We start from the raw sequence: 26,130 nt of genomic DNA, 5'->3' as shown, positions 1-26,130 counted from the left end.
CGACCATCGAAGCCGAGCCGGGGCTACTTCTTCAGCTGGTCGCGCAAGGCGGCGAGTTTGGCGAAGGGCGAGTCCGGATCGAAGCGCACTGGACGCTCCTCACGCGGCTTTGGCTGGAAGGCAGGCTTTCCGCTGCCCTTTTGTCGATCGGGGCCGCCGGCCTTGCCTTCCGGTCTGCCGCCCTTCCAGTCGGGCCGGCCTTCGCGGCGGTCGGGACGCTCGCCTTGCGGACGGCCGTCACGCCGCTGCTCGCCTTCGCCCTGTGGCTTGGGCTTGAATTTCGAGCGATCGAAGCGCGGCTTGCCGGCGCCGTCGCGCCTTGCCTCATGGACTGGGCGTTCTCCAGGTGCCGCCGCTGGTACGCCAGCGGCATCGGCCGGTGCATTGCTGCGGCCGCGCGCCTGTCCGTTGCGCGGACGATTGCCGCGGCCTTCGTGATGGCGCGGACGCTGCTCGAAACGGCCCTGACGCCACAACAGGATCGGCTTGGGCGCTTCGGCCTCTGGTGCGGGTTCGCCGGGTTCAGCCTCCCCCTCGTGAGGAGCGTCGGCGCCGTCACCCCCACCCGCGCCGCTTTGCGTCGCGACCTCCTCCATCGAGGAGGAGGTGAGCGCGTCGGCGCTTTCGGTGACAGTGGCGTCAGCGACGGCCCCTGCAACGAGTGGAACCTCCTGCGGGGTCTCCGCCGGAGCTTCGGGCTGTTCTTCCACGACAGGCTGTGCCGCTGCTTCCAAGATGGGTTCGGTGGGCACTTCAGCTGAAGCATCGACAGTGGTTGTCTCATTCGGCTCCGCTTCTGCGGGGACAGCCGGTTCCGGCTCCGAAGCTTCGACCGACGCCTCCGCGGCTCCATCGGTCGCCGCGGTTTCCGCCGCCTTGGCCTGCTCGGCGCGTGCGGCTTCTTCCGCCGCGAGCTTAGCCGCCGCAGCTTCGCGCGCGGCATTGTCCTGCGCTTCAAGCCGCGCCTTCACTTCGGCCGGCGGCTTCGGCTCGGCTCGATAGCCCAAGCCTTTCAGGATCTCTTCCATGTCGTCGGCGGTGGCGCCGAGGATCGACATCATCGGCGGTGTCACCATGAAGGACTGGCCGTCATAGGCGCCGTCCGGACGCTGGCCGAGGCCAGGCTTCCAGTTGGTGGCCGGACGGATCAGGTCCGCCAGTCTTTCCAGAATGTCGACACGCACGGCGCGGCGGCCGAGATTGCGATATCCGGCAAGCTTGTAGAATGTCTTGTCGAAGGTCGGGTCGATGACCACCGATGTGCGGCCGGAGGCCAGCGCATGAACGACGTCGCCGAAGCCCGGTCTGTCCTTGCCGTCGTTCTTCAACGCCCACAGCAAGGTCACCAATCCGGCGGGTGCCGGCTTGATCAGCGCCGGCACGAAGACATGGTAGGCGCCGAAGCGCACGCCGAGCCGGCGAAGCGCGGCGCGGCCTTCCTGGTCGAGCGATTTCATCTCCTCGGCGATGTCGCGGCGGTTGATGAGGCCGAAATTCTCGACCAGCTGGAAGGCGATGCCGCGGGCAATGCCGGAAATCTGCTCGGCATTCCTGAGATCGACCAGCGGCTTCAGCAGGGTTTCGACCTGGAAATTGACGAAACGTTCGGCGCGTGCCGCGACTTTATCGCGCGCCGGGCCGGTGAGCTGTTCGTCGGCCAGCAGCACCAGGCGCGGCTTCAGCGCGTCTTCGCCGGAAACCAGCGTGCCTATCGGTGCGCCGATCCAGCGCAGCGTGCCGTCCGAGCCGAGCGCGAGGTCGCCGTTGGCGCAGGCGCCGAAGCGTTCGGCGCGGGCCTCGAATTCGGCGGCGAGCGCCTTTTGCGCGGCGGTGCGCACGGCCTTTGCGTCTTCGCCGCCGGCGGTCTGGTCGGCGGTGAAGCGGAACCCTTGCAGTTCGCCGACATGATGGCCTTCGACGAGGACGGTTCCGGTAGGACTGATTTCGGCTTCAGGCATGGTATTTTCTCTAAGGCGCCGCATGAGGACGGAAGTCCTGCGGTCTACGAAGCGTTTCGTCAACCGCTCATGCAGCGCATCCGACAATCTGTCTTCGATTTCGCGCGTCTTTTCCCGCCAGTGTGCCTGATCGGCCAGCCAGCCGGGCCGGTTCGACACGAATGTCCAGGTGCGGATCTGGGCGATGCGGTGCGACAGCGTGTCGATATCGCCCTCCGTTGTATCAGCGCGGCGCACCTGCTCGGCCATGTAATTCTCATCGACATGGCCATGCCGGGCGAGATCCTGGTAGATCGACGCAATGAGGTCGGCGTGCTGGGCCGGCGCGATCCTGCGGTAGTCGGGCAAGGCGCAGGCCTCCCACAACAGCGCCACGCGTTTGGCGTCGGTGGCAAGCGCGCGGATGTCCTCGTCACGCGACAGGTGCTCAAGCGCCTGTGCATCGACCGCCGGCAGCGCGCGCGTCAGCCCCTCGACCGGCGCGTTGGTCTCGATCGAGCGCTTCAGCGCGTCGAGGCTGGCGAAATCGAAACGGGCGGTGCGCCACTGCAGCACCTTCACCGGATCGAAATCGTGGCTCTCGATCTTCTTGACCAGTTCCTCGTCCAACGGATCGACCTGTCCAGTGACGCCAAAGGTGCCGTCGCGCAAATGGCGTCCGGCGCGCCCGGCGATCTGGCCGAGCTCGGCCGCGGTCAGATTGCGATACTGGTAGCCGTCGAACTTGCGGTTCTGGGCAAAGGCGACGTGGTCGAGATCCAGGTTGAGGCCCATGCCGATCGCGTCGGTGGCGACGAGATAGTCGACATCGCCGGACTGGAACAAAGCCACCTGGGCGTTGCGGGTGCGCGGCGAGAGTGCGCCGAGCACGACGGCGGCGCCGCCCTGCTGGCGGCGGATCAGTTCGGCGATGGCATAGACTTCGTCGGCGGAGAAGGCGACGATCGCCGTTCGCCGCGGCAGGCGGGTCAGCTTCTTGGATCCGGCATAGGCGAGATGCGACAGCCTTGGCCGCGTCACTACAGAGATGCCTCTCAGCAGGCGCTGCAAAATGCCGTGCATGGTGGCGGCACCGAGCAGCAGCGTTTCCTGGCGGCCGCGCAGATGCAGGATGCGGTCGGTGAAGATATGGCCGCGCTCGAGGTCGCCAGCCAGTTGCACCTCGTCGATGGCGACGAAAGCGGCGTCGGTCTCGCGCGGCATAGCCTCGACGGTGCAGACCGAATATCTGGCGCCCGCCGGCTGGATCTTCTCCTCGCCGGTGATCAGCGCAACCTTGTGGGCCCCGACTTTCTCGCAGACGCGGGTATAGACCTCCCGGGCGAGCAACCTGAGCGGCAGGCCGATGATGCCGCTCTCATGCGCCACCATGCGCTCGATGGCGAGGTGGGTCTTGCCGGTGTTGGTCGGCCCGAGAACGGCGGTCACGTCGCGACCGGTCAGGATCAGCGGCTCGGTGTGTTTCGGCTGGATGTTCATTGACCTGGAAATAGGGCTTTCTGGTCTCTCGTTGTCGGGAGCGCGCCCTGGGTGGCGCGTATGACAGGCGACACATAGGGATTTCGGGCGCGAAGCGAAAGCGGAATGTTCCGGCAGGGCTCAGAAGGCGTCCGTGTCAAGTTCCCGATTGGGTGCCGATTAACAGTTGGAACGAGTCTGGAACGAATCGGCGACGAATCAGTGACTCGCCGAGATTCAGGTTTTGTTCACGGCTATATGTGGATTTGGCGGGCACGAGTCTCACCACATGCTGAATCGTCGAACTGGCCCGTTTCATGCTTGGCGAGCCCTGTCGTTAACTTTTGCCGATAAGCGATCGCGGCGGCTTGGGCGTGCCGAACCAACATTATGAAATTGTTGATCTTTCCTAATCCGCGTTAAGGAATTTGTGGGCGATTCCGGCCGCTGTCGTTAACGTTGCGCTCAAAGCCGGAACGAAATGGCGACGAATCGGGATGGCCGGAATATTCCCGATCTGTTCACCCCAACATCTTGTGTTTCGAACAGCTTATCCACCGAGAATCCACAGGATTGCAAACAAGTTTCGCACAGGCGGCGCGGCCGCCATTAACCTTTGCGTGCCGGATTGGATCATCGCATGGCGGCGCGGCCTCCAGGCGACCTAGCCGCCATGAAAACGGAACCTGTTTTTCCCGCCCGTTTGTCGCTTTGCGTTGCCGGAGCATTGCTCAGGCGAAATACTGGCCGCCATTGGCCGTAATGGTCGAGCCGGTGATGAAGCCGGCATCCTCGGACGCAAGAAAGACGACGCAACGCGCGATCTCTTCCGGCTCGCCGAGCCGGCCGATGGGAATCTGCGGGATGATGCGCTCGTTGAGCACCTTCTCGTCGATCGCCTTGACCATTTCGGTGGCGATGTAACCAGGGCAGATGACGTTGACGGTAATGCCGGCGCGAGCGCCTTCCTGCGCGAGCGCCTTCGAAAACCCGATGTCGCCGGCCTTGGCGGCGGAGTAGTTGACCTGGCCGGCCTGGCCCTTCTGGCCGTTGATCGAGGAAATGGTGATGACGCGGCCGAACTTGCGGTCGCGCATGCCGCTCCACAGCGGATGCGTCATGTTGAAGACGCCCGAGAGATTGGTGTCGATAACCTCCTTCCACTGCTCGCGCGTGATCTTGTGGAACATGGCGTCGCGGGTGATGCCAGCATTGTTGACCAGCACCGAGATGGGACCAAGATCGGCCTCGACCTGCTTGATGCCGGCGGCGCAGGCATCGTAGTCGGCGACCGACCATTTGTAGACCGGGATGCCGGTCTCGGCCTTGAATTTCGCCGCCGCCTCGTCGTTGCCCGCGTAGTTCGCGGCAACCGCATAGCCGACGCTCTTCAGCGCCATCGAGATCGCCGCGCCGATCCCGCGCGATCCGCCTGTGACGATTGCAACCTTGGTCATATGTCCTCCCTTGGGTCGGAGGAGCGAATAGGGAGTAGCGAATAGCGAGTAGGGATTTGATGTCCCGCCGCGCTGACGCCATTCTTCCCCTATTCGCTACTCCCTATTCGCTATTCACTTCTTCTTTTAGAGCGCTTCGACGCACATGGCGACGCCCATGCCGCCGCCGATGCAGAGTGTGGCGAGGCCTTTCTTGGCGCCTCGGCGGCGCATCTCGTGGATCAGCGTGTTGAAGATACGGGCACCCGAAGCGCCGATCGGATGGCCGATGGCGATGGCGCCGCCATTGACGTTGACGATCGAGGGATCCCAGCCCATGTCCTTGTTGACGGCGCAGGCCTGCGCGGCAAAGGCCTCGTTGGCCTCGACCAGATCGAGATCGCCGACCGACCAGCCGGCCTTGGCCAGCGCCTTGCGCGAGGCGGGGATCGGGCCGGTGCCCATTATCTGCGGATCGACGCCGGCGGTCGCCCAGGAGACGATGCGCGCCAGAGGCGTGATGCCGCGTCGGGCCGCTTCCGCCTCGCTCATCAGCAGCGCGCCGGCGGCGCCGTCATTGATGCCGGAAGCGTTGGCGGCGGTCACGGTACCGTCCTTGTCGAAGGCCGGCTTCAGCTTGTTCATGGCGTCGATCGTGGCGCCATGACGGATGTATTCGTCCTGGTCGACGATGGTGTCGCCCTTCTTGCCCTTGATGGTGAAGGCAACGATCTCGTCCTTGAACTTGCCGGCCTTCTGCGCGGCCTCGGCCTTGTTCTGCGAAGCCAGCGCGAACTGGTCCTGATCGTCGCGTGTGATCTGGAATTGGCGGGCGACGTTTTCGGCCGTGTTGCCCATGTGATAGCCATTGAAGGCATCCCACAGACCGTCCTTGATCATGGTGTCGATCATCTTGTAGTCGCCCATCTTGACCCCGGCGCGCAGGTGCTGGGCATGCGGCGAAAGCGACATCGATTCCTGGCCGCCGGCGACGATCACCTTGGCATCGCCGGTGGCGATCTGCTGCATGCCGAGAGCAATGGCGCGCAGGCCCGAGCCGCAAACCTGGTTGAGGCCCCATGCGGTGGTCTCCTTGGGCAGGCCGGCGATGATCGATGCCTGGCGGGCCGGGTTCTGGCCTTGGGCCGCGGTCAGCACCTGACCAAGGATTACTTCGTCCACTTCAGCCGGCTCGACACCGGCGCGCGACAGAAGTTCCCGCACGACGACAGCACCGAGTTCATGCGCCGGGGTGGCGGCAAAGGCGCCGTTGAAAGACCCGACGGCCGTGCGCGCGGCACTGGCAATGACGATGGCATTGGCAGAGGACATTTTCTTCTCCGGACTTCGAATTGTCGTGTTTTGGACGTTGTTGGCGACTTTTCTTGCCGTTTCCACGGTTCAAGTCAAACCGGAAATCGGCATGGCGCCCATGCCCCGCAAGCGGGTCTCGCATCGCCTTGTCAGGAACCGTGCCACTGCTGCGCAGCATATTGCCCCGGCCATGCAGCGATAAATAATCCCGCACTGCACAAACTGCTTGGAATTATGACGCTTTTGCGCATATCCTTCGAAAAAGGCGCAATCGTTACCGGCTGCTTACTCAGGCACGCCGGTGTCCGGGGAGGATGCAGATGGCCGCAAAAGACGATCCGATCATTATCAAGAAATATGCCAATCGCCGCCTCTACAATACGGGCACCAGCACGTATGTGACGCTCGAGGATCTTGCCGAGATGGTCAAGAAGGGCGAGGAGTTCACGGTCCAGGACGCCAAGACCGGTGACGACATCACGCATCCGGTGTTGACCCAGATCATTTTCGAACTGGAGAACAAGGATGGGCAGAACATGCTGCCGATCCCGTTCCTGCGCCAGCTGATCGCCTTCTACGGCGACCAGATGCAGATGATCGTGCCGAGCTTCCTCGAACAGTCGATGATCGCCTTCTCCAAGGAACAGGAGCGGTTCCGCGAGCAGATGAAGGGTGCCATCGGCAAGTCGCCGCTCGACATGATGAAGATGACGACGCCGATCAAGGCGCTGGAGGAGCAGACGCGCCGCAACATGGAAATGTTCCAGAACGCGATGCGGCTGTTCACGCCGTTCCCGCCAGCAGGTCCGGCGCCGGCCGCACCCGCGGCCGAACCGGCCAGGAAGGAAACGCCGGAAAAGCCCGACGATCTTCAGGAATTGAAGAACCAGATCGCCGCCATGCAGCGCAAGCTCGATACGATGTCGTGAGCGCGTAGCGCTTTTCTCCCGATCCTACGGCAACAATCCCTCATAGCGGCCGCGCGGCCTGATGCTGCCGCCGCTCACTGCCTGTTCGACCATGTGGGCGGCCCAGCCAACGCTGCGTCCAAGCGCGAACAACTGGAATGGCGCATCGCGCGGCAGACCGAGGCCGCGCGTCAGCACCGCCAGGGCAAAGTCGACGTTCGGGCGGGCGCCGGTCGCGGCAATGGCGGTGATTTCGAGCGATCTCAATGTCTCGTCGGTGGTGTCGATGGCCGCCAAAAGCGCCGTCGCGCGGGGGTCGCCTTCGGGATAGAGCGGATGGCCGAACGCCGGCAACGGCCGGTCGTGGCCGAGCCAGCGCCGGATCGCCGCATCGGCGCCGTGCAGTGCCGCATCGTCTGCGAGTTGCATCACTGCCTCGCCGGCGCCACCATGCCGGGGGCCGGAAAGTGTCGCCAGACCCGCCAGCAGGCAAGCGGCGGGCGACGCCCCGGTCGAGGCCGCGACGCGCGCGGCGAAGGTCGATGCATTGAGTTCGTGGTCGGCAAGGAGAACAAGGGCGCGGCGGATCGCTTCCGCTCCCGCCGCACCCAACGACCAGCCCTGCGCCAGCCGTTGGTGTACGGGAGCCGCGCCGGCTACGGCGCCCAGCGATTGCGCCAGCGCATCCACCGCGTGCGCGGCATCGGCGCACAGCGAGACGGCGCTGCGTCCGAGCGAAGGCCGCCCCTGACCGGCGAGCGTGGAAAGTCGGGTAAGCGCCGAGGTTCGGCCGACTTGCTGGGACGCATCCGACGACTGTGCCTTGAAAACCACCGGTCCAGGCAGGGCCCAGAGCAAGGCGGCGGTTTCTTCCAGCGTGGCCGTATCCGAGAATGTAACGGCGTCTCGGCCCCGATAGATAAGGCGTCCGTGCGAAACGGTCGAGATCGCGGTGACGATCGACGGTTCGCCCCACGCGATGGCGCTTTCGGCGATGGCAGACGGGCTTCGTCCGCGCGCCCGGCGGGTCGCCAGTGCGGCGATATCGTCGGCGCGATATTGGCTTCGGCGTGGATCGATCGGGTCGGGTCGCATGCCGATCCGCCCGCGGCTGACATAGGCGTAGAGCGTCTGCGGCCGCACCTTGAGCCGTTCCAGCGCCTCGTCCCGCGACAGCCATTCGGACATATCGGCTCTCAGATTGATTCTGTTGATCAAGATTGATGCTTGTGTTGCCCACCCTTATTCTTGAACTCGGAAAAGCTCAAGGAGACAAGGCCATGGCAAACGGGCTCGATGATGTGGTGGCGGCGGAAACAGTGCTGTCCGACGTGGATGGGCTGGGCGGTCGCTTGACGATCCGGGGGTACTCCCTGCCGGAACTGGCCGGGCTATGGAGCTATCCGCAGGTCGTCCGCCTGCTTCTCGACGGCTTCTTCGATGACCTTCCCGGCGATGCGGAGCTGGCCACGAGACTGGGCCAGGCGCGCGTCGAGGTGTTCGACCGGCTCCTGCCTTCGCTGCCCCTGCTGGCGCCACTCGACGTCTACAGCGCCATGCGCGCCGGCATGGCGCTGCTGCCGGACGGCGAGACGCTGGCGGATGCGCTTCGGCTGATCGCGGCGCCCGCCGTGCTGACGCCGGCCCTCTTGCGCCTGCAGCGCGGCGAGCAGCCGGTCGCGTCGGATGGGAAGGCCGATCATGCCGCCGATATGCTGAGGATGCTCGAGGGTTCGGTGCCAACGGAGGCTCTGGCAAAGGCACTCGACACTTACCTCGTGACCGTCTGCGACCACGGCCTCAATGCTTCGACCTTCGCCACGCGCATCGTCGCCTCGACGCAGGCCGGGCTGACGTCGTCGGTGCTGGCTGGCCTCGGCGCGCTCAAGGGGCCGCTGCATGGCGGCGCGCCCGGCCCTGTCATCGAGATGCTCGATGCCATCCAGGCGCATGGCGACGCAGCCGGCTGGCTGCGCGGCGAGATTGCGCGTGGCGGACGCATCATGGGTTTCGGCCATCGCATCTACCGCGTGCGCGATCCACGCGCCGATGTGCTGAAGGCGGTGGTGCGCCAGCTCGGCGGCGAGGGCGAGACCGGTCGCCGGCTGGCGTTCGCGGAGAACGTGGAGCAAACGGCGCTCGACGTGCTTCGGATTGCCAAGCCGCAGCGCTCGCTGCAGACCAATGTCGAGTTCTATACCGCGCTCGTGCTCGAAGCGGCGGGTTTCCCCAGCCAAGCCTTCAGCAATGTCTTTGCCGCCGGACGCGTCGCCGGCTGGGTCGCGCATGCGCGCGAGCAGCAGATGACGGGACGGCTAATTCGTCCACAGTCGCGCTACGTCGGACCGATGCCGGACCTCGTCGCCTAGAGCATGATGCCGAAAAGTGCGAAGCGGTTTTCGGACGACATCATGCTCTATCCCTTTGATTTAGAGGCGGATTCAGATTTGAGGTCGATTCGGCCCGAAATCATCCGACTCTAGGCATTTGATCCGTTCGAAGGAAATACCGCCTCTCCGCCGCAAGGCGGAGGTCTTTCGGCATGACCGAATTTTTATGCGATCACGCGACCGTGCTCGTGTTCTTGCCTTTGTGCGCCCTTATATGCTGCACTGCAACATAGGTCGGCCGTGACCCCGTTCCGATTCCCGGGCCGGGGGTCAGGCACCGAGAGTAGGAACGCCATGACGAAAAACGGCAAGGCGGAGGAAAAGAAGAAGATCAACATCGCGCTTCAGGGAGGTGGCTCGCATGGTGCCTTTTCCTGGGGCGTGCTCGACCGCTTGCTCGAGGATGGCAGGCTGGAGATATCAGCGGTTTCCGGCACCAGCGCCGGCGCCATGAACGCCGTGGCTCTGGCCGATGGCTTCGTTCGCGGCGGTGTAGAGGGCGCGCGGCAAAAGCTCGACGATTTCTGGGGCGCGGTGGCGGCGAAGGGCCGGTTCAGCCCGGTGCAGCGTATGCCGTGGGATGTCGCCTGGGGCAATTGGTCGATCGAGAACACGCCGGGTTATGTCTTCTTCGATACGATGTCACGGGTGTTTTCGCCCTACGTCGCCAACCCGCTTGGTCTCAATCCGCTGCGCGACGTGGTCGAGCGGGAGATCGATTTCGGCAATGTCCGCGCCTGCAAGTCGATGGAGCTGTTCATTTCGGCGACCAATGTCGAGACAGGCCAACTGCGTGTCTTCTCCGACGGCGAGATCGACCTCGACACGGTGATGGCTTCGGCCTGCCTGCCGCAGCTGTTCCGCGCGGTGGAGATCAAGGGCGTGCCCTATTGGGACGGCGGCTATGGCGGCAATCCGGCGCTTTATCCCTTCTTCAAGACGGCGGCGACCGAGGACGTGCTTTTGGTGCAGATCAATCCCGTGGTGCGCGAAGGAACACCGAAAAGCGCCAACGAAATCCAGAATCGCATCGACGAGATCACCTTCAATGCCGGGCTGCTGCGTGAATTCCGCTCAATCGCCTTCGTCAAGGAACTGATCGCCGCCGGCCGCCTGCCGCATGGCGAGTACCGCGATATCCGCATGCACCGCATCGATGCCGACGAGGCGTTCAAGGACCTGTCGGCATCGTCGAAGGTCAACGCCGAATGGGCGTTCCTGACCTATCTCAGAGACCTTGGCCGCACCGCCGCCAGCGATTGGCTGGAGGAGAATTACGACGCCGTTGGGAGCCAAGCGACGCTCGATCTCTCCGGCGAACTCGATGACGGCTTCAGACCGGTGCGCGGTCCCGCACCCGGCCGGCGGGTGAAGGAATTTCTTGCGGTGCGCAAAAACCCGCAGGCGGAGCGCCGCCGGGCCTGAGGACGCCAGCGCCCACCGCAAGTGCATCCGATGCTGAATCCGTCGAAGGCGGAGCCTGCCGCAAAAAAGTTCCGCATCATGCTGACGCCTGCTGCCATGCCGATGTGCGAAACGCCTTTTCGTACCCGCGCGAGCAACGGGATTGGCAGCCGGCTTGACGGTCGAGACGGCCGGGAAACTGTCCGCGTGAGCCGTAATACTTGCGCTGTCTCCGTATCGGGGCCGCGCCGGTTGCGATGTCACTGACGACAGGTCGCGCTGTTCGGGCGCGGATTTCTGGCTGCATTCGCATTCGTGCCCTCAAGCTCCGCAGCGAAGGGTAGATCCGATTTGTCATTCGGAATCCGTGCTTAGGCCCGTCCATTTCTAAAACAGTTCCAATGCTTTGCATGGCTGTCGCCCGACATGGAGAGCCAGACATCCGGTGCTCGCGAAGGTGGGGCTGATCGGCAGATTACCGGCGAAAGTCGCTGCCAGGGTCACGGTCCGGCGGGCAACGGCGGCGCGACTACGAAGATGTCACCGCCAGGGCCGGTACCGGAATGCGGGCTGCCTGGATCGGGGACAGGGGTGGAGTGGCGAGCGATGCCGGGTTGAGAGGAGCGGCCTGTCAGCTGATCGGGAAACTTGAACTCGGCGGGCGCATCTTGTCCGGCCATGTAATGGTCCCGCAACTTTTCTGACTATATTGCGCCGCAACTTTGAGGTAGAAGCTCGCTCGCCGATCACGGCAAATTGAACACGGCCCGGCGCGCACCCATATCGGCGACGCGCCCGCGTTATCAAGACGCGGTGCCGAACCCGCAATGGAAAACAACGACGATGCCGAGAATCAGGTTTCACAAGCTTGCAGCCATTGTTGTGCTTATTGGTTTCGCGGCCTGGATGGTGACGGGCGAGTTCTCGTCGGTCGGCAGCGCCGCTGTCGACAACAAGAAGGCAGGAGAGGCCGCGAAGGAGCAGGAGGCCGGCAAGCCGAAGGCGGCCGAGGCCGAACCGAAGGCGCCGTTGCGCACCGTCGCGGTGGTGACGCCGCCGCGCAAGACATATGCGCGCGCCATCCGCATTTCCGGCCTGACCGAGGCCGACAAGCGCGCGGTGCTGGCGACGCGTGTCGCGGGCGTCATCGACAAGCTGCCGGTCAAGCAGGGCCAGCACGTCAAGACCGGCGACCTGGTGCTGATGCTCGCCGCCGAGGAAAAGATCTCGATGGTCGACAACGCCAAGCAGCTCGTGGCGCAGCGCCAGGCCGAGCTGGACGCGGCGCTGCGGCTTATGAAGACGGGCAATCTTCCCAAGCTGCAGCTCGACACCGCGCGCTCGAACCTGACGGCGGCGCAGTCGATGCTGGAGACGGCGCAGGCGGAGCTCGACCGCAACGAGGTGAAGGCGCCGTTCGATGGCGTCATCGACCGGGTGGCGGTGGAACTCGGCAGCTCGGTGATGCAGGGCGGCGAAGTGGCGACCATCCTCAAGCTCGACCCGGTGATCGCGCGCGGCGAGATCAGCGAGCGCGATCTGCGCTACATCAAGATCGGCGACGAAGCCAATGTGCGCCTGGTCAACGACCAGAAGGTCACCGGCACGGTGCGCTATATCAGCCGTGATGCCTCGTCGCAGACCCGCACCTTCCGCGTCGAAGTGGCGATACCCAATGCGGATGGCAGCATTCCTGCCGGCATGACGGCCGAAATCACGCTCAGTGCCGAGCCGGCCGACGCGATCTTGCTGCCGCGCTCGGTGGTGACGCTGGGCGACAAGGGCGATCTCGGCATCCGCGCCGTCGGCAAGGACGACAAGGTGGCGTTCTTCCCGATCGACCTGGTGGACGACACGCCGAACGGCCTGGTGCTCGGCGGCATTCCGGATGACGCGCGCATCATCGTCGCCGGCCAGGAACTGGTGAAGGAAGGCGATTCGGTCAAGCCGGTCGAGGCCGACCAGGCGACTATCAACAAACTGATCGGCGAAGCCACCGCCGGCACGCAGTAGGCAGCGGCACCGGCGCTGGGCCTTGCCCTGGCGACGGCGGTTCGTTCGCCACTCCCGAAAGCAACAGCAGGCATAAGTCATGGATATCGTCAGACTCGCAATCCACAACGCCCGCCTCACAATATCCGCCCTGCTCTTCCTGCTGGCGGCGGGCTGGGTCGCCTATCAGTCGACACCGAAGGAAGCGGAACCCGATGTTCCGATCCCGATGATGTATGTCAGCCTGATCTATCAGGGCATCTCGCCGGAGGATTCGGAACGCCTCCTGCTCAGGCCAATGGAAACCAAGCTGAAGAGCCTGAAGGGCCTCAAGGAAATGCGCTCGGCCGCTTTCCAAGGCGGCGGCTATGTGCTCGTCGAGTTCCAGCCGCAGACCAATCTGGCGACGGCGCTGCAGGACACGCGCAGTAAAGTGCAGGACGGCAAGGCCGACCTGCCGCAGGCGGCCGAGGAACCGACCGTCACGGAAGTCAACGTCTCTGAGTTTCCCGTTCTCGTCGTGACGCTTTCGGGCGATGTGCCGGAGCGTGTGCTGACGGCGGCGGCGCGCGAGTTGCGCGACCGCATCGAGGAAGTGCCGGGCGTGCTGGAAGGCTCGCTCCAGGGCGCGCGCGACGATCTGGTCGAAGTGGTCATCGACCCGGTGAAGCTGTCGTCCTATGGGCTGCAGCTCGATCAGATGATGCAGGGTGTCGGCGCCTGGAACAGCCTGGTCGCTGCCGGCAACCTCGAAGGCTCCGAAGGCAAATATGCGGTCAAGGTGCCCTCGTTGATCGAAACGCCGGAGGATGTCGCCAGCCTGCCGGTCGTCGCCACGCCCACTGCCGTGGTGCAGGCCAAGGATATCGCCACCATCCGCTCGACCTTCAAGGACGCCGAGACGGTGACCCGCCTCGACGGCAAGCCGGCTATCGCCATCGAGGTGAAGAAGCGCATCGGCGCCAATCTGATCGACACGCTGAACCATGTCAGGGAGGTGTCCGACACCTTCATCAAGACCATGCCCGAAGGCATGCACGTCACCTACACGCAGGACAAGTCGGTCTTCGTCAACCAGCTGCTGGGCGACTTGCAGAACCACGTCATGATCGCCGTGATCCTGGTGTTCATCGTCATTCTCTACGCACTGTCGGGACGCGCCTCGCTGCTCATCGGCCTCGCCATCCCGTCATCCTTCCTGATCGGCATCCTGTTGCTGGCGATGATGGGCTACACGATCAACATGATCGTGCTGTTCAGCCTCATCCTGGCCGTCGGCATGCTGGTGGACGACGCCATCATCGTCACCGAATTCGCGGAACGGCGCATGAGCGAAGGCATGCCGAAGGAAGAGGCCTTCGCGCTTGCCGCCAAGCGCATGGCAGGCCCGGTCATCGCGGCGACGATGACGCGCATCGCCGCCTTCTCGCCGCTGCTGTTCTGGCCGGGCATCATCGGCGATTTCATGAAGTACATGCCGATCACGCTGATCGTCACGCTGTCGGCCTCGATGCTCTACGCGCTGGTGTTCGCGCCGACACTGGGGGCGATCTTCGCCAAGGCGCCACAGCACCACGAGGATGACAATCGCGACGGCTGGTACATGGCGGTGGTCAAGCAGGCGGTGCGCTTCCCCGTCACCGTGCTGGTGCTGACTGTCGCGCTGCTGTTCGGTGTCGGTTTTGCCTATTCGAAATATGGCGCCGGCGTCGAGTTCTTCCCCAGCGTCGAGCCGGACTACGGCCTGCTCTATGTGCATGCGCGCGGCAACCTTTCGCTGGCCGAAATGGACACGGCAACCAGGATCGCCGAAAACAGATTGCTCGGCTGGCCGGGCGTGAAGTCGGTCTATACCCGTGTCGGCAAGACGCAAGGCGGCGGCCAGGACATCCCCGAAGACGTCGTCGGCGTGATCCAGTACGAGTTCGTCGACTGGCGCGAGCGCAAATCGGCCAACCAGATCCTCAGTGACCTGCGCATCGTCATGGCTGGCATTCCCGGCGTCGATGTCGAGGTGCGCGTGCCGGAGGCCGGTCCACCGACCGGCAAGCCGATCCAGATCAGGCTTTCGGCCGCGGATCCCAAGGGGCTCGACGACAAGGCGCGGGCCGTGGCGGCGCGGATCGCCAAGGTGCCCAGTGTCATCGACATATCGGATGGCCTGCCTCCGCCCGGCGTCGACTGGGCGCTCGAGGTCGACCGCGCCAAGGCGGCGCAATACGGCATCAGCCCGACTTCGGTCGGAACCGTGGTGCAACTGGTGACCAATGGGCTGAAGCTCTCGGAATACCGGCCGGCCGGGGCCGACGACGCGGTCGATATCCGTCTCCGGCTGCCGGAAGACCGGCGCACGCTGTCGACGCTCGACGAGCTCAGGGTGCAGACCTCGCAAGGGTCGGTGCCGATCTCGAACTTCGTCGTGCGCAAGCCCGAGCCGACTGTCGGCATCCTCAACCGCATCGACGGCGCACGCACCGTGGTGATCCAGGCCAACGTCGCCGCCGGTGCGCAAGTTGCCGCCGTACAGGAACAGGTCACCAAGGCCGTCTCCGAGATGGACCTCGGCAGCGGCATCCGATGGAAGCTTGCCGGCTCCAACGAGGACAGCGCGGAAGCCAGCGCCTTCCTCAGCAAGGCCTTTGGCGCCGCACTCTTCCTGATCTTCCTGGTGCTGCTGGCGCAGTTCAACAAGTTCACCAGCGTGTGGCTGGTGTTGTCCTGCGTGGTCATGGCGACGATCGGCGTGTTCCTAGGATTGCTTTTGACAGGCGAGGCCTTCGGCATCGTCATGTCGGGTATCGGCGTCATCGCGCTGGCCGGCGTGGTGGTGAACAACAACATCGTGCTGATCGATACTTACGACCGATTGCGCGAAGAGGGTTGGGACAAGATGGAAGCCGTGCTGCAGACCTGTCGCGAGCGCGCGCGCCCGGTGGTGCTGACGGCCGTCTCGGCGATCCTCGGCGTGCTGCCGATCGCCTTCGGCCTTGGGCTCGAAATATTCCATCATGAGACGACGATCAACGCGCCGTCGACGCAATGGTGGATTTCGCTGTCCTCGGCAATCGTCTTCGGCCTGTCTTTCGCCACCATCCTCACGCTGGTGGTGACGCCGTCGATGTTGATGGTATTCACCCGTGCCAAGGTCAAGCCCGGCGCCCGGCGCGGCTGGTTCAGCCGCCTGCTGCGGCGCGGCAAGGGCGAGATCTCGCCGGATGCGCCGGCGGCGGATGCCGGAGCGGAACCGGCGATCGCTTTCCCCAAAGCAGCCGAATAGACAGGGTTCCCGATCTCACAGACAAAGGCCGCCCGGAACAATCGGGCGGCCTTTTGCATTGTTCTCCAGAGAGCCGATGCAAAGCATTGCTACGGAGCAATGCAGGGCATTGCTCCGTAGCAAACGCAGAGCGGGGAATTTCTGATGCCGATCAGCACCATTGTCATCATCGTCCTGATCCTGGTCCTCATCGGCGCGGTGCCGGCCTGGCCGCATTCGCGCTCCTGGGGTTACGGACCATCGGGCATTGTCGGCGTGGTGCTGGTGGTGGTCCTGGTGCTGCTGCTGATGGGCCGGCTCTGAGCCGTCCGCAGGACGGGTGTAGCGGGCATTTCGCCGTTGCGCCCGTCGCCGTGCGTCTCAGGCAACTCTCGAAACGCCGTTCACGTCAACATCCGCTGTGCGGATACCGATATCTTCGAGAGCCTCGGCGACCGCCTGATCGAGCGGCGTATGCGGGACTGGGCCGATGATGCCTTCCAGCCTCGCCGAGGCCAGTTGGTGCGGTTCGAAGCGCAGATAGGACATCGAGACGATCTCGCGCCACATCGCCACGAACGGGCTGCCGGCACGCAGCACCCACCAAGGCATCAAGGTCATCTTGAGCGCGCGGCCGAGCGCTTTCTCGGAAGCCGCCTTGATCTGCAGATCGGTGACTGCATGGCCCGGGAAGTTCAGGGATTCATAGGCGTCGAGCTTGTCGAGGTTTTTCGCCAGGCCAACAAAGGCCTTGGCGAAATCCGGCAGATAGGCCCATTCGTGCACCAGATCGACCGGACCGGGCGCGGTGTAGGTGCCCTTGTTCATCTTGGCGGCGACGACCAGATCGAACCATGATCCGCTGCCGGTGCCGCCGAAGAAGTCGCCGGCCCGCAAGAGTACGGTGCGGACGCGCCCGGCCTCGGCTTCGCGACGAAACAGATCTTCCATGGCGACACGGATGCGGCCCTTTTCCGTTGTCGGATAGAAGGGCGTGTCTTCGGTGATCACCGCCGGCATCGGCGAGCCGTAATTGTAGACGGTGCCGGGAAAGAGATGCAGCGCACCGTTCGCATGGCAGGCGGCCATCACATTCTCGGCCATCGGCAGGCATTTGCCCCAGTCCGTGTAGATCGGGCTCAGGCTGTTGAAGATGAGATCGACGCCTTGCGTGGCGCGGATGAGGGCTTCGCGGTCGAGGGCGTCGCCGGCAACGGCCGTGGCGCCCTTGAGTTCGTCAGGCATCTTGCCGCTGCGGGTGATGGTGCGGACATCGTGGCCGGCGTCGATGAAGGCCTTGGCGACCACGCGGCCCAGCCGGCCATTGGCACCGAGAATTGCGATCTTGGTCATTGGAAGTACTCCTGGGTTGGGATTTGCAGTCCGAATATGATCACCTCATATGCGAATGGAAATTGACTGTGAATGGAGTCCTGATATTCAGAAATGAATGGATGAAATCGACTGGAACCTGATCAAGAGCTTCGTCACCGTGGCGGAAACCGGCAGCCTTTCGGCTGCGGCGCGAAAGCTCTCGGCAAGCCAGCCGACCCTTGGCCGTCACATCGGCGAGCTCGAACAGGCGCTCGGGGTCACGCTATTCCGGCGTGGGCGGCGTGGCTATGAACTGACGGAAGCCGGCGGCACGCTGTTCGAGCGCGGCAAGGCGGTAAGCGAGCAGGCGAGCGCTTTTTCGCTGCTGGCGCTGGGCTCGGTCGAGGCGATCGAGGGCACGGTGCGCATTGCCGCCAGCGAGGTGGTGGCGGCTTATGTGCTGCCGGAGATGATGGCACGGCTCGGCGTGGAGGAACCGGGGATCGAGGTCGAGATCGTCGCCTCGAACCAAGTCGAGAACCTGCTACGCCGCGATGCCGACATCGCCATCCGCATGGTCAGGCCGGCGCAAAACGAGCTGGTGGCGCGCAAGGTCTGCGATATCCCGCTCTGCGCCTGTGCAGCCAAATCCTATCTCGACAGGCGTGGTCGTCCCGGCGAGCCCGCCGATCTTGCCGGGCACGCGCTGGTCGGCTTCGACCGCAGCGACGAAATGCTTCGTGCCTTTGTCCAGCATGGCATTCCCGTCACCCGTGGCAGTTTCCGCTTCAGGGCGGATAACCAGATCGTCCTGTGGGAAGCGGTGCGGGCGGGAAACGGTATTGGTCTCGGCCAGGAGCCGCTGGCCGACCGCGACCCGCTGGTGGAAAAGGTGCTGCCTGGCTTTCCACTGCCCGATCTGCCGGTGTGGCTGGCCATGCACCGCGACGTGCGCACCAGTGTGCGCATCCGCCGCGTGGCGGATTTTCTCCACGACGAGCTGAAGCGCTATTCGGCGGGTGCTGCGTCAGGGGCGAACTCGGCGCGGTGAGCAAGTCCGGCCATCAGCAGGACAACGATCAGCAGGCCTGACATCGCAATGAAGATCGGGCCGAAGCTGGAATGCTCGGCAACGAAGCCGATCGCCGACGGCGCCACGAGGATACCGGAGTAGCCCATGGTGGTGACGACGCTCATGCCGGTTCCCGACGACATGCCTTCCTGGTTGCCGCCAGCTGAAAAGATGATCGGCACCATGTTGGCAATGCCGAAGCCGCAAAGGGCAAAAGCGGCGATGGCAAGCCAGGGCGAGGGCGACAGGCCGGCGACCAGCATGCCGGCGGCGGCGACGATCGCCGAGCCGCGTAGCGTCGTGACCGCGCCGAGGCGGTTACGCACGCCGTCGCCGAAGAAGCGCATGACCGCCATGACACCGGAAAAGGCAGCATAGGCAAGACCGGCAATGGCAAGATCGGCACCGAGTTCCTGCCGCAGATACAGGGCTGCCCAGTCGAGCACCGCGCCTTCCGAGATCATCGTCAGCAGCGCCATCAGGCCGACGAGGTAGACCAGCGGGTTGGCCGGCAGCGTGAATTTATGATGCTCGGCTGCTTGCGGCCTCGCCTCGGCGATCAGGTGGCGGACCGCCGCCGCGATCACCGCGAAGGCAAGCGCCGTTACCACCGCGGCGTGGGCGAGGTGGCCGTAATTCTGAATGGCGAAGCCGCCAAGCGCGCCGCCGAAGAAACCGCCAAGGCTCCAGAAACCATGCGAGGATGACATGATGGCGCGGGAGAGCCGCCGTTCAACCACCACGGCATTGGCATTCATGGCGACATCCATGCCGCCGATCGAGCCGCCGAAGATGAACATGGCGATGGCGGCCAGCGGAACGTTGGGCGCCAATGCCACCACCAGCAAGCCAAGGCTGCCGCAAAGACCGAACCAGCGCAGCACGGTGCGCGAGCCATGCCTGGAGATCAGGTGGCCGCACCAGGTCATGGCGGCGACGGCGCCGGCGCCGAACAAAAGAATCAGCAGGCCGAGCGTGAATTTGGATATATCCAGCCGGGTCAGGAACACCGGAATCTGTGGCGCCCAGCTGCCGGTCAGAAAGCCATTGGCAAGGAAAATGGCGGCCACGGCCCATCGTCCGCGAATGGCAGTCTGCATGGCGTTTTGCGCGTTCATCGGGCGAATCCGGTCAGAAAATGGCTTTGCGCGGCAAATTAGATCGATTCAATTTCCAGTCAAGCGCTGCTCGCAGGGAAATGCCTGGACCAAAGGCCGAAATAGGACCGGCATCGTTCTTGGCGGACTTACTACGTTGGAGACTAACGGAAACGCTTCCCCTTCGTCATCCACGGGCGGAGCAAGGAGCGTAGCGACGCGGCGCAGACCCGAGGATCCATGCCGCGACTTCTGAGCGATGCTACGGTGCAAAATTAGCTCCGGTGAGCGCGACCTTTCATTCTGAGCCGCTGTGCTCTTGGCGACCGTCGCACAGGATCCCAGGGTTTCCGCGACGTCGCTTCGCGAGTGCTCCACCCTAGGGTGGCGAAATCGGAGAAGCCTCGCCGATCGCAGATACCGTGGCCGAAGGCCGCTCGCCCTATCTCTAATGATCCTCTAATGGTCCCTGGGCCGCCTTGCCTCGAATTCGGCTTTCTTGGCGTCGGAGGCTTCGGTCTGGTTGAGCACCTGCCATTCGGCATAGGGCATGCCGTAGACGATCTCCCGCGACTGGTCCTTGGAGAGATCGATGCCTTCGGCGTTGGCTGCGTCGCGATACCAGTTCGACAGGCAGTTGCGGCAGAAGCCGGCGAGATTCATCAGGTCGATGTTCTGCACGTCGCTGCGTTCGCGCAGGTGCGCCAGCAGCCGGCGGAAGGCGGCGGCCTCGAAGTCGCGCTTCTGCTCGTTACTGAGTTCGGTCATCGAAACCTCCTCATACCGGCCCGGTGCGCGAGCCGAATTGCTTCACCGTGTGTATATCGGCACGGCGATCGATCGCGTCAACGATCGGTGCCAGCCGCTCGGCCCACGCAAGGATGCCCTTCTGGTCTGATATCAGGTCCTGGCGGATCTCGATCAGCGCGTGGGCGTAGCCGTTGACGATGGCGTGCCTGAACATGGTGTCGCCGCGCAGCGCGCCGTCATAGGGTTCATTGTCGCCGACGACGAGGCTCTTGTCGGCGGCGAGCATGTCGATCAGCGGCCGGGCTACCCGGTCGTCGCGGTCCCACAAGATGCCGACATGCCACGGGCGCTTGATCCCCTGCATGGTCGGGGTGAAGGAGTGAACGGAGAGGATGAAAGGCGCTTGCCCTGCGGCCTGCGCGACCGAAGCTATCATGGCGCCGACGGCGTCGTGATAAGGCCGGTAGAAGCGGTCGAGCCGTCTTTCGCGCTCCTCCGGCGCGAGAGGGTAGTTTCCCGGTACGACTGTGCCGTCATAGAGCTGGCGGATGAGGGTCGGATCGTCCTCGCCGCGATTGGGATCGATCAGCAGCCGCGAAAAATTGGCGAGCACCGCAGGTACGTCAAGCGAGGCGGCGAGTTCGCGCGTCACCGCCTCGACACCGATGTCGTAGGCGATGTGGCGGTCGAACTCCGCCAAGGGCAGACCGAGGCTGCCATAGTCCTCCGGCAGGTCGCGGCGGGCATGATCGGCCAGCAGCACGATGCCTCGCTTGCGGTCGCCCTCGACAATGTCCAAAGGCGCGAAAACTGTGGATCGGGTCATCGGCGGGAAATGGTCTGTTCGCTGGCTTCCGGGGAGGATGCTATCGTCATTCCACGAAGACGACGCTTGCGCAATGCCGTTGTTTGGCCAAGGTTTCTGCGGAAATCTGGAAGCTGCCGGCGAATCGTGCGGCGTTGTCTTTCTAAATCGATTGGAATTGGACAAAACGGCGCGTTGACATGCGCCCGGACTTTTCCGAAAAGGGGCGCAGAGAGATGCTGATGTGGTTCTTGAGGGGTTTCAGGATGAGTTCCGCCGGTGGGCGGCGCGTGCGCTTTGCCTTCGCCATGCCGCTCCTGACGCTCGCCACAGGACTGTCCGCGGTGGTCGCGGCTTCGCCCGCGCGCGCGGATTTCCGCGTCTGCAATGCCACGCAAAATCTAGTCGGCGTCGGTATAGGCTATCGCGCCAAGGCCGGCTGGATCACCGAAGGCTGGTGGCACATAGAAGGATCGAGCTGCAAGACATTGATCGAAGGGCCGCTGTCATCAAGGTTTTACTATCTTTATGCAGAAGACGCCGAGCGGGGTGGACGCTGGGACGGCCCGATCAACATGTGCGTGGCTGAAAAAGAGTTCAAGATCGCCGGCGTAACCGATTGCGTCGCCCGGGGCTTTCAGCGCGCCGGATTCCAGGAATATGACACGGGCGAGCAGGCAAGCTGGATGGTCCAGCTGACCGATGAGCCCGCAACGGGAGGCGCTCCAGCCGCCCCGGGAACCAACAGTCAATGAGACGTAGCCGCAAGGTCAAGATCCTAGCCACCATCGGTCCGGCCTCCTCCTCGGAGGAAATGCTGAAGAAGTTGTTCGAAGCGGGCGCCGATGTGTTCCGCATCAACATGAGCCACACCGATCATGAGCTGATGCGCACGCTGGTCGCACGCATCCGCGCGGTCGAGGAAGCGGTCGAGCGGCCGATCGGCATCCTGGCCGACCTGCAAGGCCCAAAGCTGCGCGTCGGCAAGTTCGCCAACGGCAAGGAAGTGCTCACCGTCGGCCAGACTTTCACGCTCGACGACAATCCCGAGCCCGGCACCTCGACCAGGGTCTATCTGCCGCATCCTGAAATCCTGAGTTCGGTCGAAGCCGGGCATCGCCTGCTGATCGACGACGGCAAGCTCGAACTGAAGGCGGTGAAAAGCAATGGCAAGGCGATCGTCTGCACGGTCGTCGCCGGCACCACCATTTCAGACAAGAAGGGCGTCAGCCTGCCCGACACCGATCTGCCGGTCGGCGCGCTGACCGAGAAAGACCGCAAGGACCTTGACGCCGTGTTGTCCACGGGCGTCGACTGGGTGGCGCTGTCCTTCGTGCAGCGGCCGGAGGATTTGGCGGAAGCGCGCAAGATCGCGCGCGGCCGGGCGCTGATCATGGCCAAGATCGAAAAGCCGCAGGCAGTTGCCCGGCTGGCCGAGATCATCGAACTGTCGGACGCGCTGATGGTCGCGCGCGGCGATCTCGGCGTCGAGATGCCGCTCGAGGCCGTGCCCGGCATCCAGAAGCAGATCACGCGCGCCGCGCGCCGTGCCGGCAAGCCGGTCGTGATTGCAACACAGATGCTGGAATCGATGATCACCGCACCGGTGCCGACACGCGCCGAAGTGTCCGACGTTTCGATCGCCGTTTTCGAGGGCGCCGACGCCATCATGCTGTCGGCCGAATCGGCGGCGGGCGCCTATCCCGTCGAAGCGGTGGCGATGATGAACCGCATCGCCACCAAAGTCGAAACCGATCCCACCTATGCCGGCATCATCAACGCGCAGCGCTCCGAGCCGGAAGCGACCGGCGCCGACGCCATTTCGCTGGCCGCGCGCGAGATCGCCGAGACACTGAAATTGGCGGCGATCATCACCTATACGGCGTCCGGCACCACTGGGCTACGCGCCGCCCGCGAGCGGCCACAGGTGCCGATCGTGGCTTTGTCGCCGATCGTCAACACCGCGCGGCGGCTGTCGCTGCTGTGGGGCACGCATTGCGTCGTCTCGCCCGACGCCACCGATCTCGACGACATGGTCGATCGCGCCTGCCGCATCGCACTGGAAGAAGAATTCGGCAAGCCGGGAGACCGCGTCATCATCACCGCCGGCGTGCCGCTGAGGACGCCGGGTTCTACCAACATGCTGCGCATCGCCTATGTCGGATCGGAAGCGGCCGGCCGCTAGAGCAATTCCAGGAAAAGTGTGAGCGGTTTTCCCGGGAAAGCGCATAGCGCTTTTCCTTGGGAATTGCATCAAAACAAAGAGTTAGAGCGTTTCACCGTTTCCATGAAACGGTGAAACGATCTAGCCGTGTCTTGAAGTGTTTCCTGAGCGCCCTTGCCGCGGCATCCGCATGGTCTATGCGCCGCAGAAAGCGGTGTGCACGAGGAACGGGTCATGGAGGTATTGGTCCGGGCCTAGTATCTTTCGTAGGTCGAAATCGACTTTCCGGATTGCGCAGTGCCTGCCGGCGCTGCGGGAGGTCCACCTGGGGATATTCTGCGCGGTCGGATCAATACCGGCATCGGCACCAATTTCACCTGCGACGTCGTGGGGGTGCAACCGACGAGCATCGTGCTTAAAATGACCGCCTGCAATGGCCAGCCCATGGCGGAGATCACCGACGAGCGGGGCAAGGCCCGGTGCAAGGTCCCGAACCTCTTGGCCTACCCGCGCCATGTCTTCCAGGTCACCGGTTAGAGACATGCCAAGCCGTACCGATCAATCCGTTCAAGACCCCATCCCGCAAGGAGTGAATCATGCAAGCCGTACAGCGCCAGATTGCTGAACAGCTCAAGGTCCAGCCACCGTTCGCCGACCAGGCCGCCCTCGAAGCCGAAGTGACGCGGCGGATCGCCTTTATCCAGGATTGCCTGCTGAACTCCGGGCTCAAGACCCTGGTGCTGGGCATCAGTGGCGGCGTCGACTCGCTGACCGCCGGCCTGCTGGCACAGCGCGCCATGCGTGAGCTGCGCGAACGCACCGGCAACCTGGACTACCGCTTTATTGCGGTGCGCCTGCCGTACGAAACCCAGTTCGACGAACACGAAGCTCAGGCTTCGGTGGACTTTATCGCCCCCGACGAGCGCCACACGGTGAACATCGGCCCGGCGGTCAAATCCCTGGCCGGGGAAGTCGCGGCGTTCGAAGGCAAGGCCGCGCTGTCGCGGGACTTCGTCCTCGGCAATACCAAGGCGCGCATGCGCATGGTCGCGCAATACACCATCGCCGGGGCGGCCCATGGCCTGGTGATCGGCACCGACCACGCGGCGGAAGCGGTAATGGGTTTCTTCACCAAGTTCGGGGACGGCGCCTGCGACCTGGCGCCGTTGAGCGGGCTGGTGAAGAACCAGGTCCGGGCCATCGCCCGGCACTTCGGCGCGCCGGAGTTCCTGGTGGAAAAAATCCCCACCGCCGACCTTGAGGACCTGGCACCGGGCAAGCCCGACGAAGCCTCCCATGGCGTCACCTATGCCGAGATCGACGCCTTCCTGCATGGCGAGCCGGTACGCCAGGAAGCCTTCGATATCATCTGCCGGACGTACGAAAAGACCCATCACAAGCGTGAGATGCCATTTGCGCCATGATTCACTCGGCGAGAATGTCATGGGAAGCGTCGATATGGTTTCCGGCAAAGCCCCGCCTGGGATGATCCGTTCTGCGTAAGATCCTTCCAGAGGAGAATGGTCGAGAAAGGTGCCGGCGAGAACGGCGCATGCGCCGTGACCGAAGAAGATGCGGTGCCCATCAATGGCGTCTTGCGATGACTCTCGGATGACACGTGTCAGGTCGGTGCAAGCTCTGCTTCCGGCTCCTTGAGATCGGCGCATTTGCCGACGCCATACAGATCGCCCGCGATCCGGGCTTCGACGCTTTTGGCCATCGCCAGCAGGTCGACATCCCTGCCGGAGACCTTCTCAATGGCGCCGACGACGAGATCGGGGGCAATCCAGTCCGGTTTGTGGCCGAGATTATGCACCCAGACGAGTTGGGCGCCGGGTATGTCGCGCTGGAGACCGACGGAGTGGATCTTCGCATAGACGACCTTGTCGCGATCGCCCGAAATGATCACGGCCGGCGCCTGGATGTCTGCATAGTGGGGCGCCGCGCCGAGTGTATAGCGATAGAGCCCGGCGACATCGCTGGCGTTGGCGCGAAAGGCCGATGGCCGCAGCACCAACGGGATCGAGGCATTGGCGAGATAGGTCTCCGGCACCTTGTTGGGTGAGAACACGCAGGTCGTGGCGTCGGCCATCCGCAGCATTCCGGCAGGATAGGCAAGCGTTTCGGAGAACAGCCGGCCGATCACCGGAATTGTGGTCAGATCGTAGTACCAGGAGGTTGCGCCACCCGGCCAGGGATGGGTCGCCGGTGCCAGGAAGACCAGACCAAGCGTCTTGTCGGGATGCTCGCGGCCGAAAGCCGACGTCACCACGCCGCCGAAGGAATGACCGACGATGATCGCCTTTCGGATGCCCAGACCGTCCATGAGCTTGGCGAGGGTGTTCGCCTGGGCAGAGGGGTCCTCGTTGTTGCCGGAGCCGCGGCCCGACCAGCCGAAGCCTGGCCTGTCGAAGAACAGCATTTCGGCACGGCCTTCGAGCAGCGGCCGCAGCGGCAGCATCTGGTCCCTGAGGTTGGCGCTGGCGCCGTGGATGAAGACGATCGGCGGCAGGTCGGCACCGGCGGGCGCCGGCACATGAACATAGTGGATATGAGCGCCGCCGATGTCGGCAAATTCACCGATCGAGGGATTGCGGCGCTCGATCCGCCATGAACCGACGCGCGTCACGCCGACAAGGCCGAAGACAAGCGCCATCAGGAAGGCCAGTGCGGCGTAGATCAGGTTCATGTGGGGCGGGGTGAGACGGGATAAGTTGTGGGGTAGGGCAGTAGGGCAGTAGGGCAGTAGGGCAGTAGGTCAGTAGGTCATTACGTAATGAGGTACTGCCGTAATGACGTAATACCGTCATAA

20 protein-coding genes are annotated in these 26,130 nt (G+C 63.9%); 11 read left to right on the top strand and 9 right to left on the bottom strand.

What is annotated here, in order from left to right:
* Window positions 1–23 precede the first annotated feature (23 nt).
* From NKI49_RS11790 to NKI49_RS11780, 3 genes are all read right to left on the bottom strand, one after another.
* Window positions 24–3,437 (bottom strand): helicase-related protein, encoded by a 3,414-nt coding sequence (locus NKI49_RS11790; RefSeq protein WP_352600335.1) that lies wholly within the window; start codon window positions 3,435–3,437, stop codon window positions 24–26.
* Between the two features lie 710 nt (window positions 3,438–4,147).
* Window positions 4,148–4,873, bottom strand: a complete 726-nt coding sequence (gene phbB / locus NKI49_RS11785; RefSeq protein ID WP_352600333.1) for an acetoacetyl-CoA reductase — start codon at window positions 4,871–4,873, stop codon at window positions 4,148–4,150.
* 126 nt (window positions 4,874–4,999) lie between these two features.
* Window positions 5,000–6,184 (bottom strand): acetyl-CoA C-acetyltransferase, encoded by a 1,185-nt coding sequence (locus tag NKI49_RS11780; protein ID WP_352600331.1) that lies wholly within the window; start codon window positions 6,182–6,184, stop codon window positions 5,000–5,002.
* 302 nt (window positions 6,185–6,486) lie between these two features.
* Here NKI49_RS11780 and phaR point away from each other — a divergent pair, with 302 nt between their 5' ends.
* Complete coding sequence (phaR, locus tag NKI49_RS11775) at window positions 6,487–7,095, top strand: polyhydroxyalkanoate synthesis repressor PhaR (protein WP_352600329.1); 609 nt, start codon at window positions 6,487–6,489, stop codon at window positions 7,093–7,095.
* 24 nt (window positions 7,096–7,119) lie between these two features.
* Here phaR and NKI49_RS11770 read toward each other — a convergent pair whose 3' ends face one another.
* Window positions 7,120–8,262, bottom strand: coding sequence for a citrate/2-methylcitrate synthase (locus NKI49_RS11770; protein ID WP_352600327.1), 1,143 nt, complete (start codon window positions 8,260–8,262; stop codon window positions 7,120–7,122).
* A gap of 92 nt (window positions 8,263–8,354) precedes the next feature.
* On the opposite strand from NKI49_RS11770, the gene NKI49_RS11765 reads away from it, so the two are divergent.
* From NKI49_RS11765 to NKI49_RS11745, 5 genes are all read left to right on the top strand, one after another.
* Window positions 8,355–9,443 (top strand): citrate synthase/methylcitrate synthase, encoded by a 1,089-nt coding sequence (locus NKI49_RS11765; RefSeq protein ID WP_352600325.1) that lies wholly within the window; start codon window positions 8,355–8,357, stop codon window positions 9,441–9,443.
* A gap of 315 nt (window positions 9,444–9,758) precedes the next feature.
* Window positions 9,759–10,889, top strand: coding sequence for a patatin-like phospholipase family protein (locus tag NKI49_RS11760; RefSeq protein ID WP_352600323.1), 1,131 nt, complete (start codon window positions 9,759–9,761; stop codon window positions 10,887–10,889).
* An 822-nt stretch (window positions 10,890–11,711) separates the two neighbouring features.
* Window positions 11,712–12,881, top strand: a complete 1,170-nt coding sequence (locus NKI49_RS11755; RefSeq protein ID WP_352600320.1) for an efflux RND transporter periplasmic adaptor subunit — start codon at window positions 11,712–11,714, stop codon at window positions 12,879–12,881.
* Between the two features lie 79 nt (window positions 12,882–12,960).
* Window positions 12,961–16,137, top strand: coding sequence for an efflux RND transporter permease subunit (locus NKI49_RS11750; RefSeq protein ID WP_352600318.1), 3,177 nt, complete (start codon window positions 12,961–12,963; stop codon window positions 16,135–16,137).
* A gap of 144 nt (window positions 16,138–16,281) precedes the next feature.
* Window positions 16,282–16,440, top strand: coding sequence for a DUF3309 family protein (locus tag NKI49_RS11745; RefSeq protein WP_140735496.1), 159 nt, complete (start codon window positions 16,282–16,284; stop codon window positions 16,438–16,440).
* A gap of 57 nt (window positions 16,441–16,497) precedes the next feature.
* On the opposite strand, the gene NKI49_RS11740 is transcribed toward NKI49_RS11745, so the two are convergent.
* The gene (locus NKI49_RS11740; RefSeq protein ID WP_352600316.1) at window positions 16,498–17,469 is read right to left on the bottom strand and encodes an SDR family oxidoreductase; all 972 of its coding nucleotides are present in this window, start codon (window positions 17,467–17,469) and stop codon (window positions 16,498–16,500) included.
* Window positions 17,470–17,566: 97 nt separating this feature from the next.
* Here NKI49_RS11740 and NKI49_RS11735 point away from each other — a divergent pair, with 97 nt between their 5' ends.
* The gene (locus tag NKI49_RS11735) at window positions 17,567–18,481 is read left to right on the top strand and encodes a LysR family transcriptional regulator (protein ID WP_352600314.1); all 915 of its coding nucleotides are present in this window, start codon (window positions 17,567–17,569) and stop codon (window positions 18,479–18,481) included.
* Here the strand turns inward: NKI49_RS11735 and NKI49_RS11730 are convergent.
* The 3 genes from NKI49_RS11730 to NKI49_RS11720 all read right to left on the bottom strand — a co-directional run bounded on the left by NKI49_RS11730 (window position 18,439) and on the right by NKI49_RS11720 (window position 21,175).
* Window positions 18,439–19,620 carry an MFS transporter gene (locus tag NKI49_RS11730; protein ID WP_352600312.1) on the bottom strand — a complete coding sequence of 394 codons (1,182 nt, stop codon included), beginning with the start codon at window positions 19,618–19,620 and terminating at the stop codon, window positions 18,439–18,441. The genes NKI49_RS11735 and NKI49_RS11730 overlap by 43 nt on opposite strands.
* 438 nt (window positions 19,621–20,058) lie before the next feature.
* Complete coding sequence (locus NKI49_RS11725; protein ID WP_352600310.1) at window positions 20,059–20,367, bottom strand: DUF1244 domain-containing protein; 309 nt, start codon at window positions 20,365–20,367, stop codon at window positions 20,059–20,061.
* Between the two features lie 10 nt (window positions 20,368–20,377).
* Window positions 20,378–21,175, bottom strand: coding sequence for an N-formylglutamate amidohydrolase (locus NKI49_RS11720; RefSeq protein ID WP_352600308.1), 798 nt, complete (start codon window positions 21,173–21,175; stop codon window positions 20,378–20,380).
* 269 nt (window positions 21,176–21,444) lie between these two features.
* On the opposite strand from NKI49_RS11720, the gene NKI49_RS11715 reads away from it, so the two are divergent.
* From NKI49_RS11715 to nadE, 4 genes are all read left to right on the top strand, one after another.
* Entirely contained in the window at window positions 21,445–21,909 is a 465-nt protein-coding gene (locus tag NKI49_RS11715) for a DUF1036 domain-containing protein (RefSeq protein ID WP_502899497.1), read from the top strand.
* Window positions 21,906–23,339, top strand: coding sequence for a pyruvate kinase (gene pyk, locus NKI49_RS11710; RefSeq protein WP_027023535.1), 1,434 nt, complete (start codon window positions 21,906–21,908; stop codon window positions 23,337–23,339). Before NKI49_RS11715 ends, pyk begins: the two co-directional genes overlap by 4 nt.
* A gap of 276 nt (window positions 23,340–23,615) precedes the next feature.
* A complete protein-coding gene (locus NKI49_RS11705; RefSeq protein WP_352600306.1) occupies window positions 23,616–23,855 on the top strand; it encodes a hypothetical protein in 240 nt (79 codons plus the stop codon).
* 59 nt (window positions 23,856–23,914) lie between these two features.
* Window positions 23,915–24,742 (top strand): NAD(+) synthase, encoded by an 828-nt coding sequence (gene nadE, locus NKI49_RS11700; RefSeq protein ID WP_352600304.1) that lies wholly within the window; start codon window positions 23,915–23,917, stop codon window positions 24,740–24,742.
* Between the two features lie 197 nt (window positions 24,743–24,939).
* On the opposite strand, the gene NKI49_RS11690 is transcribed toward nadE, so the two are convergent.
* Window positions 24,940–26,007: an alpha/beta fold hydrolase gene (locus NKI49_RS11690; RefSeq protein WP_352600302.1), complete on the bottom strand. Its 1,068-nt coding sequence runs from the start codon at window positions 26,005–26,007 to the stop codon at window positions 24,940–24,942.
* Window positions 26,008–26,130: the final 123 nt, after the last annotated feature.

This window comes from Mesorhizobium sp. M0587 (genome assembly GCF_040320945.1).
GTDB lineage: Bacteria > Pseudomonadota > Alphaproteobacteria > Rhizobiales > Rhizobiaceae > Mesorhizobium.
Note: the sequence above shows the minus strand (reverse complement) of the source record. Positions and strands in the feature narration are given on the sequence as shown.

Excerpts from the sequence above, each read along its gene's own strand:
- NKI49_RS11745 (WP_140735496.1), top strand. The coding sequence starts at position 16,282 with ATGCCGATCAGCACCATTGTCATCATCGTCCTGATCCTGGTCCTCATC.
- NKI49_RS11735 (WP_352600314.1), top strand. The coding sequence starts at position 17,567 with ATGGATGAAATCGACTGGAACCTGATCAAGAGCTTCGTCACCGTGGCG.
- NKI49_RS11790 (WP_352600335.1), bottom strand. The coding sequence starts at position 3,437 with ATGAACATCCAGCCGAAACACACCGAGCCGCTGATCCTGACCGGTCGC.
- NKI49_RS11750 (WP_352600318.1), top strand. The coding sequence starts at position 12,961 with ATGGATATCGTCAGACTCGCAATCCACAACGCCCGCCTCACAATATCC.
- NKI49_RS11760 (WP_352600323.1), top strand. The coding sequence starts at position 9,759 with ATGACGAAAAACGGCAAGGCGGAGGAAAAGAAGAAGATCAACATCGCG.
- NKI49_RS11730 (WP_352600312.1), bottom strand. The coding sequence starts at position 19,620 with ATGAACGCGCAAAACGCCATGCAGACTGCCATTCGCGGACGATGGGCC.
- NKI49_RS11755 (WP_352600320.1), top strand. The coding sequence starts at position 11,712 with ATGCCGAGAATCAGGTTTCACAAGCTTGCAGCCATTGTTGTGCTTATT.
- pyk (WP_027023535.1), top strand. The coding sequence starts at position 21,906 with ATGAGACGTAGCCGCAAGGTCAAGATCCTAGCCACCATCGGTCCGGCC.
- NKI49_RS11690 (WP_352600302.1), bottom strand. The coding sequence starts at position 26,007 with ATGAACCTGATCTACGCCGCACTGGCCTTCCTGATGGCGCTTGTCTTC.
- NKI49_RS11780 (WP_352600331.1), bottom strand. The coding sequence starts at position 6,184 with ATGTCCTCTGCCAATGCCATCGTCATTGCCAGTGCCGCGCGCACGGCC.
- nadE (WP_352600304.1), top strand. The coding sequence starts at position 23,915 with ATGCAAGCCGTACAGCGCCAGATTGCTGAACAGCTCAAGGTCCAGCCA.
- phbB (WP_352600333.1), bottom strand. The coding sequence starts at position 4,873 with ATGACCAAGGTTGCAATCGTCACAGGCGGATCGCGCGGGATCGGCGCG.
- NKI49_RS11725 (WP_352600310.1), bottom strand. The coding sequence starts at position 20,367 with ATGACCGAACTCAGTAACGAGCAGAAGCGCGACTTCGAGGCCGCCGCC.
- NKI49_RS11720 (WP_352600308.1), bottom strand. The coding sequence starts at position 21,175 with ATGACCCGATCCACAGTTTTCGCGCCTTTGGACATTGTCGAGGGCGAC.
- NKI49_RS11765 (WP_352600325.1), top strand. The coding sequence starts at position 8,355 with ATGGCAAACGGGCTCGATGATGTGGTGGCGGCGGAAACAGTGCTGTCC.
- NKI49_RS11770 (WP_352600327.1), bottom strand. The coding sequence starts at position 8,262 with ATGTCCGAATGGCTGTCGCGGGACGAGGCGCTGGAACGGCTCAAGGTG.
- NKI49_RS11740 (WP_352600316.1), bottom strand. The coding sequence starts at position 17,469 with ATGACCAAGATCGCAATTCTCGGTGCCAATGGCCGGCTGGGCCGCGTG.
- phaR (WP_352600329.1), top strand. The coding sequence starts at position 6,487 with ATGGCCGCAAAAGACGATCCGATCATTATCAAGAAATATGCCAATCGC.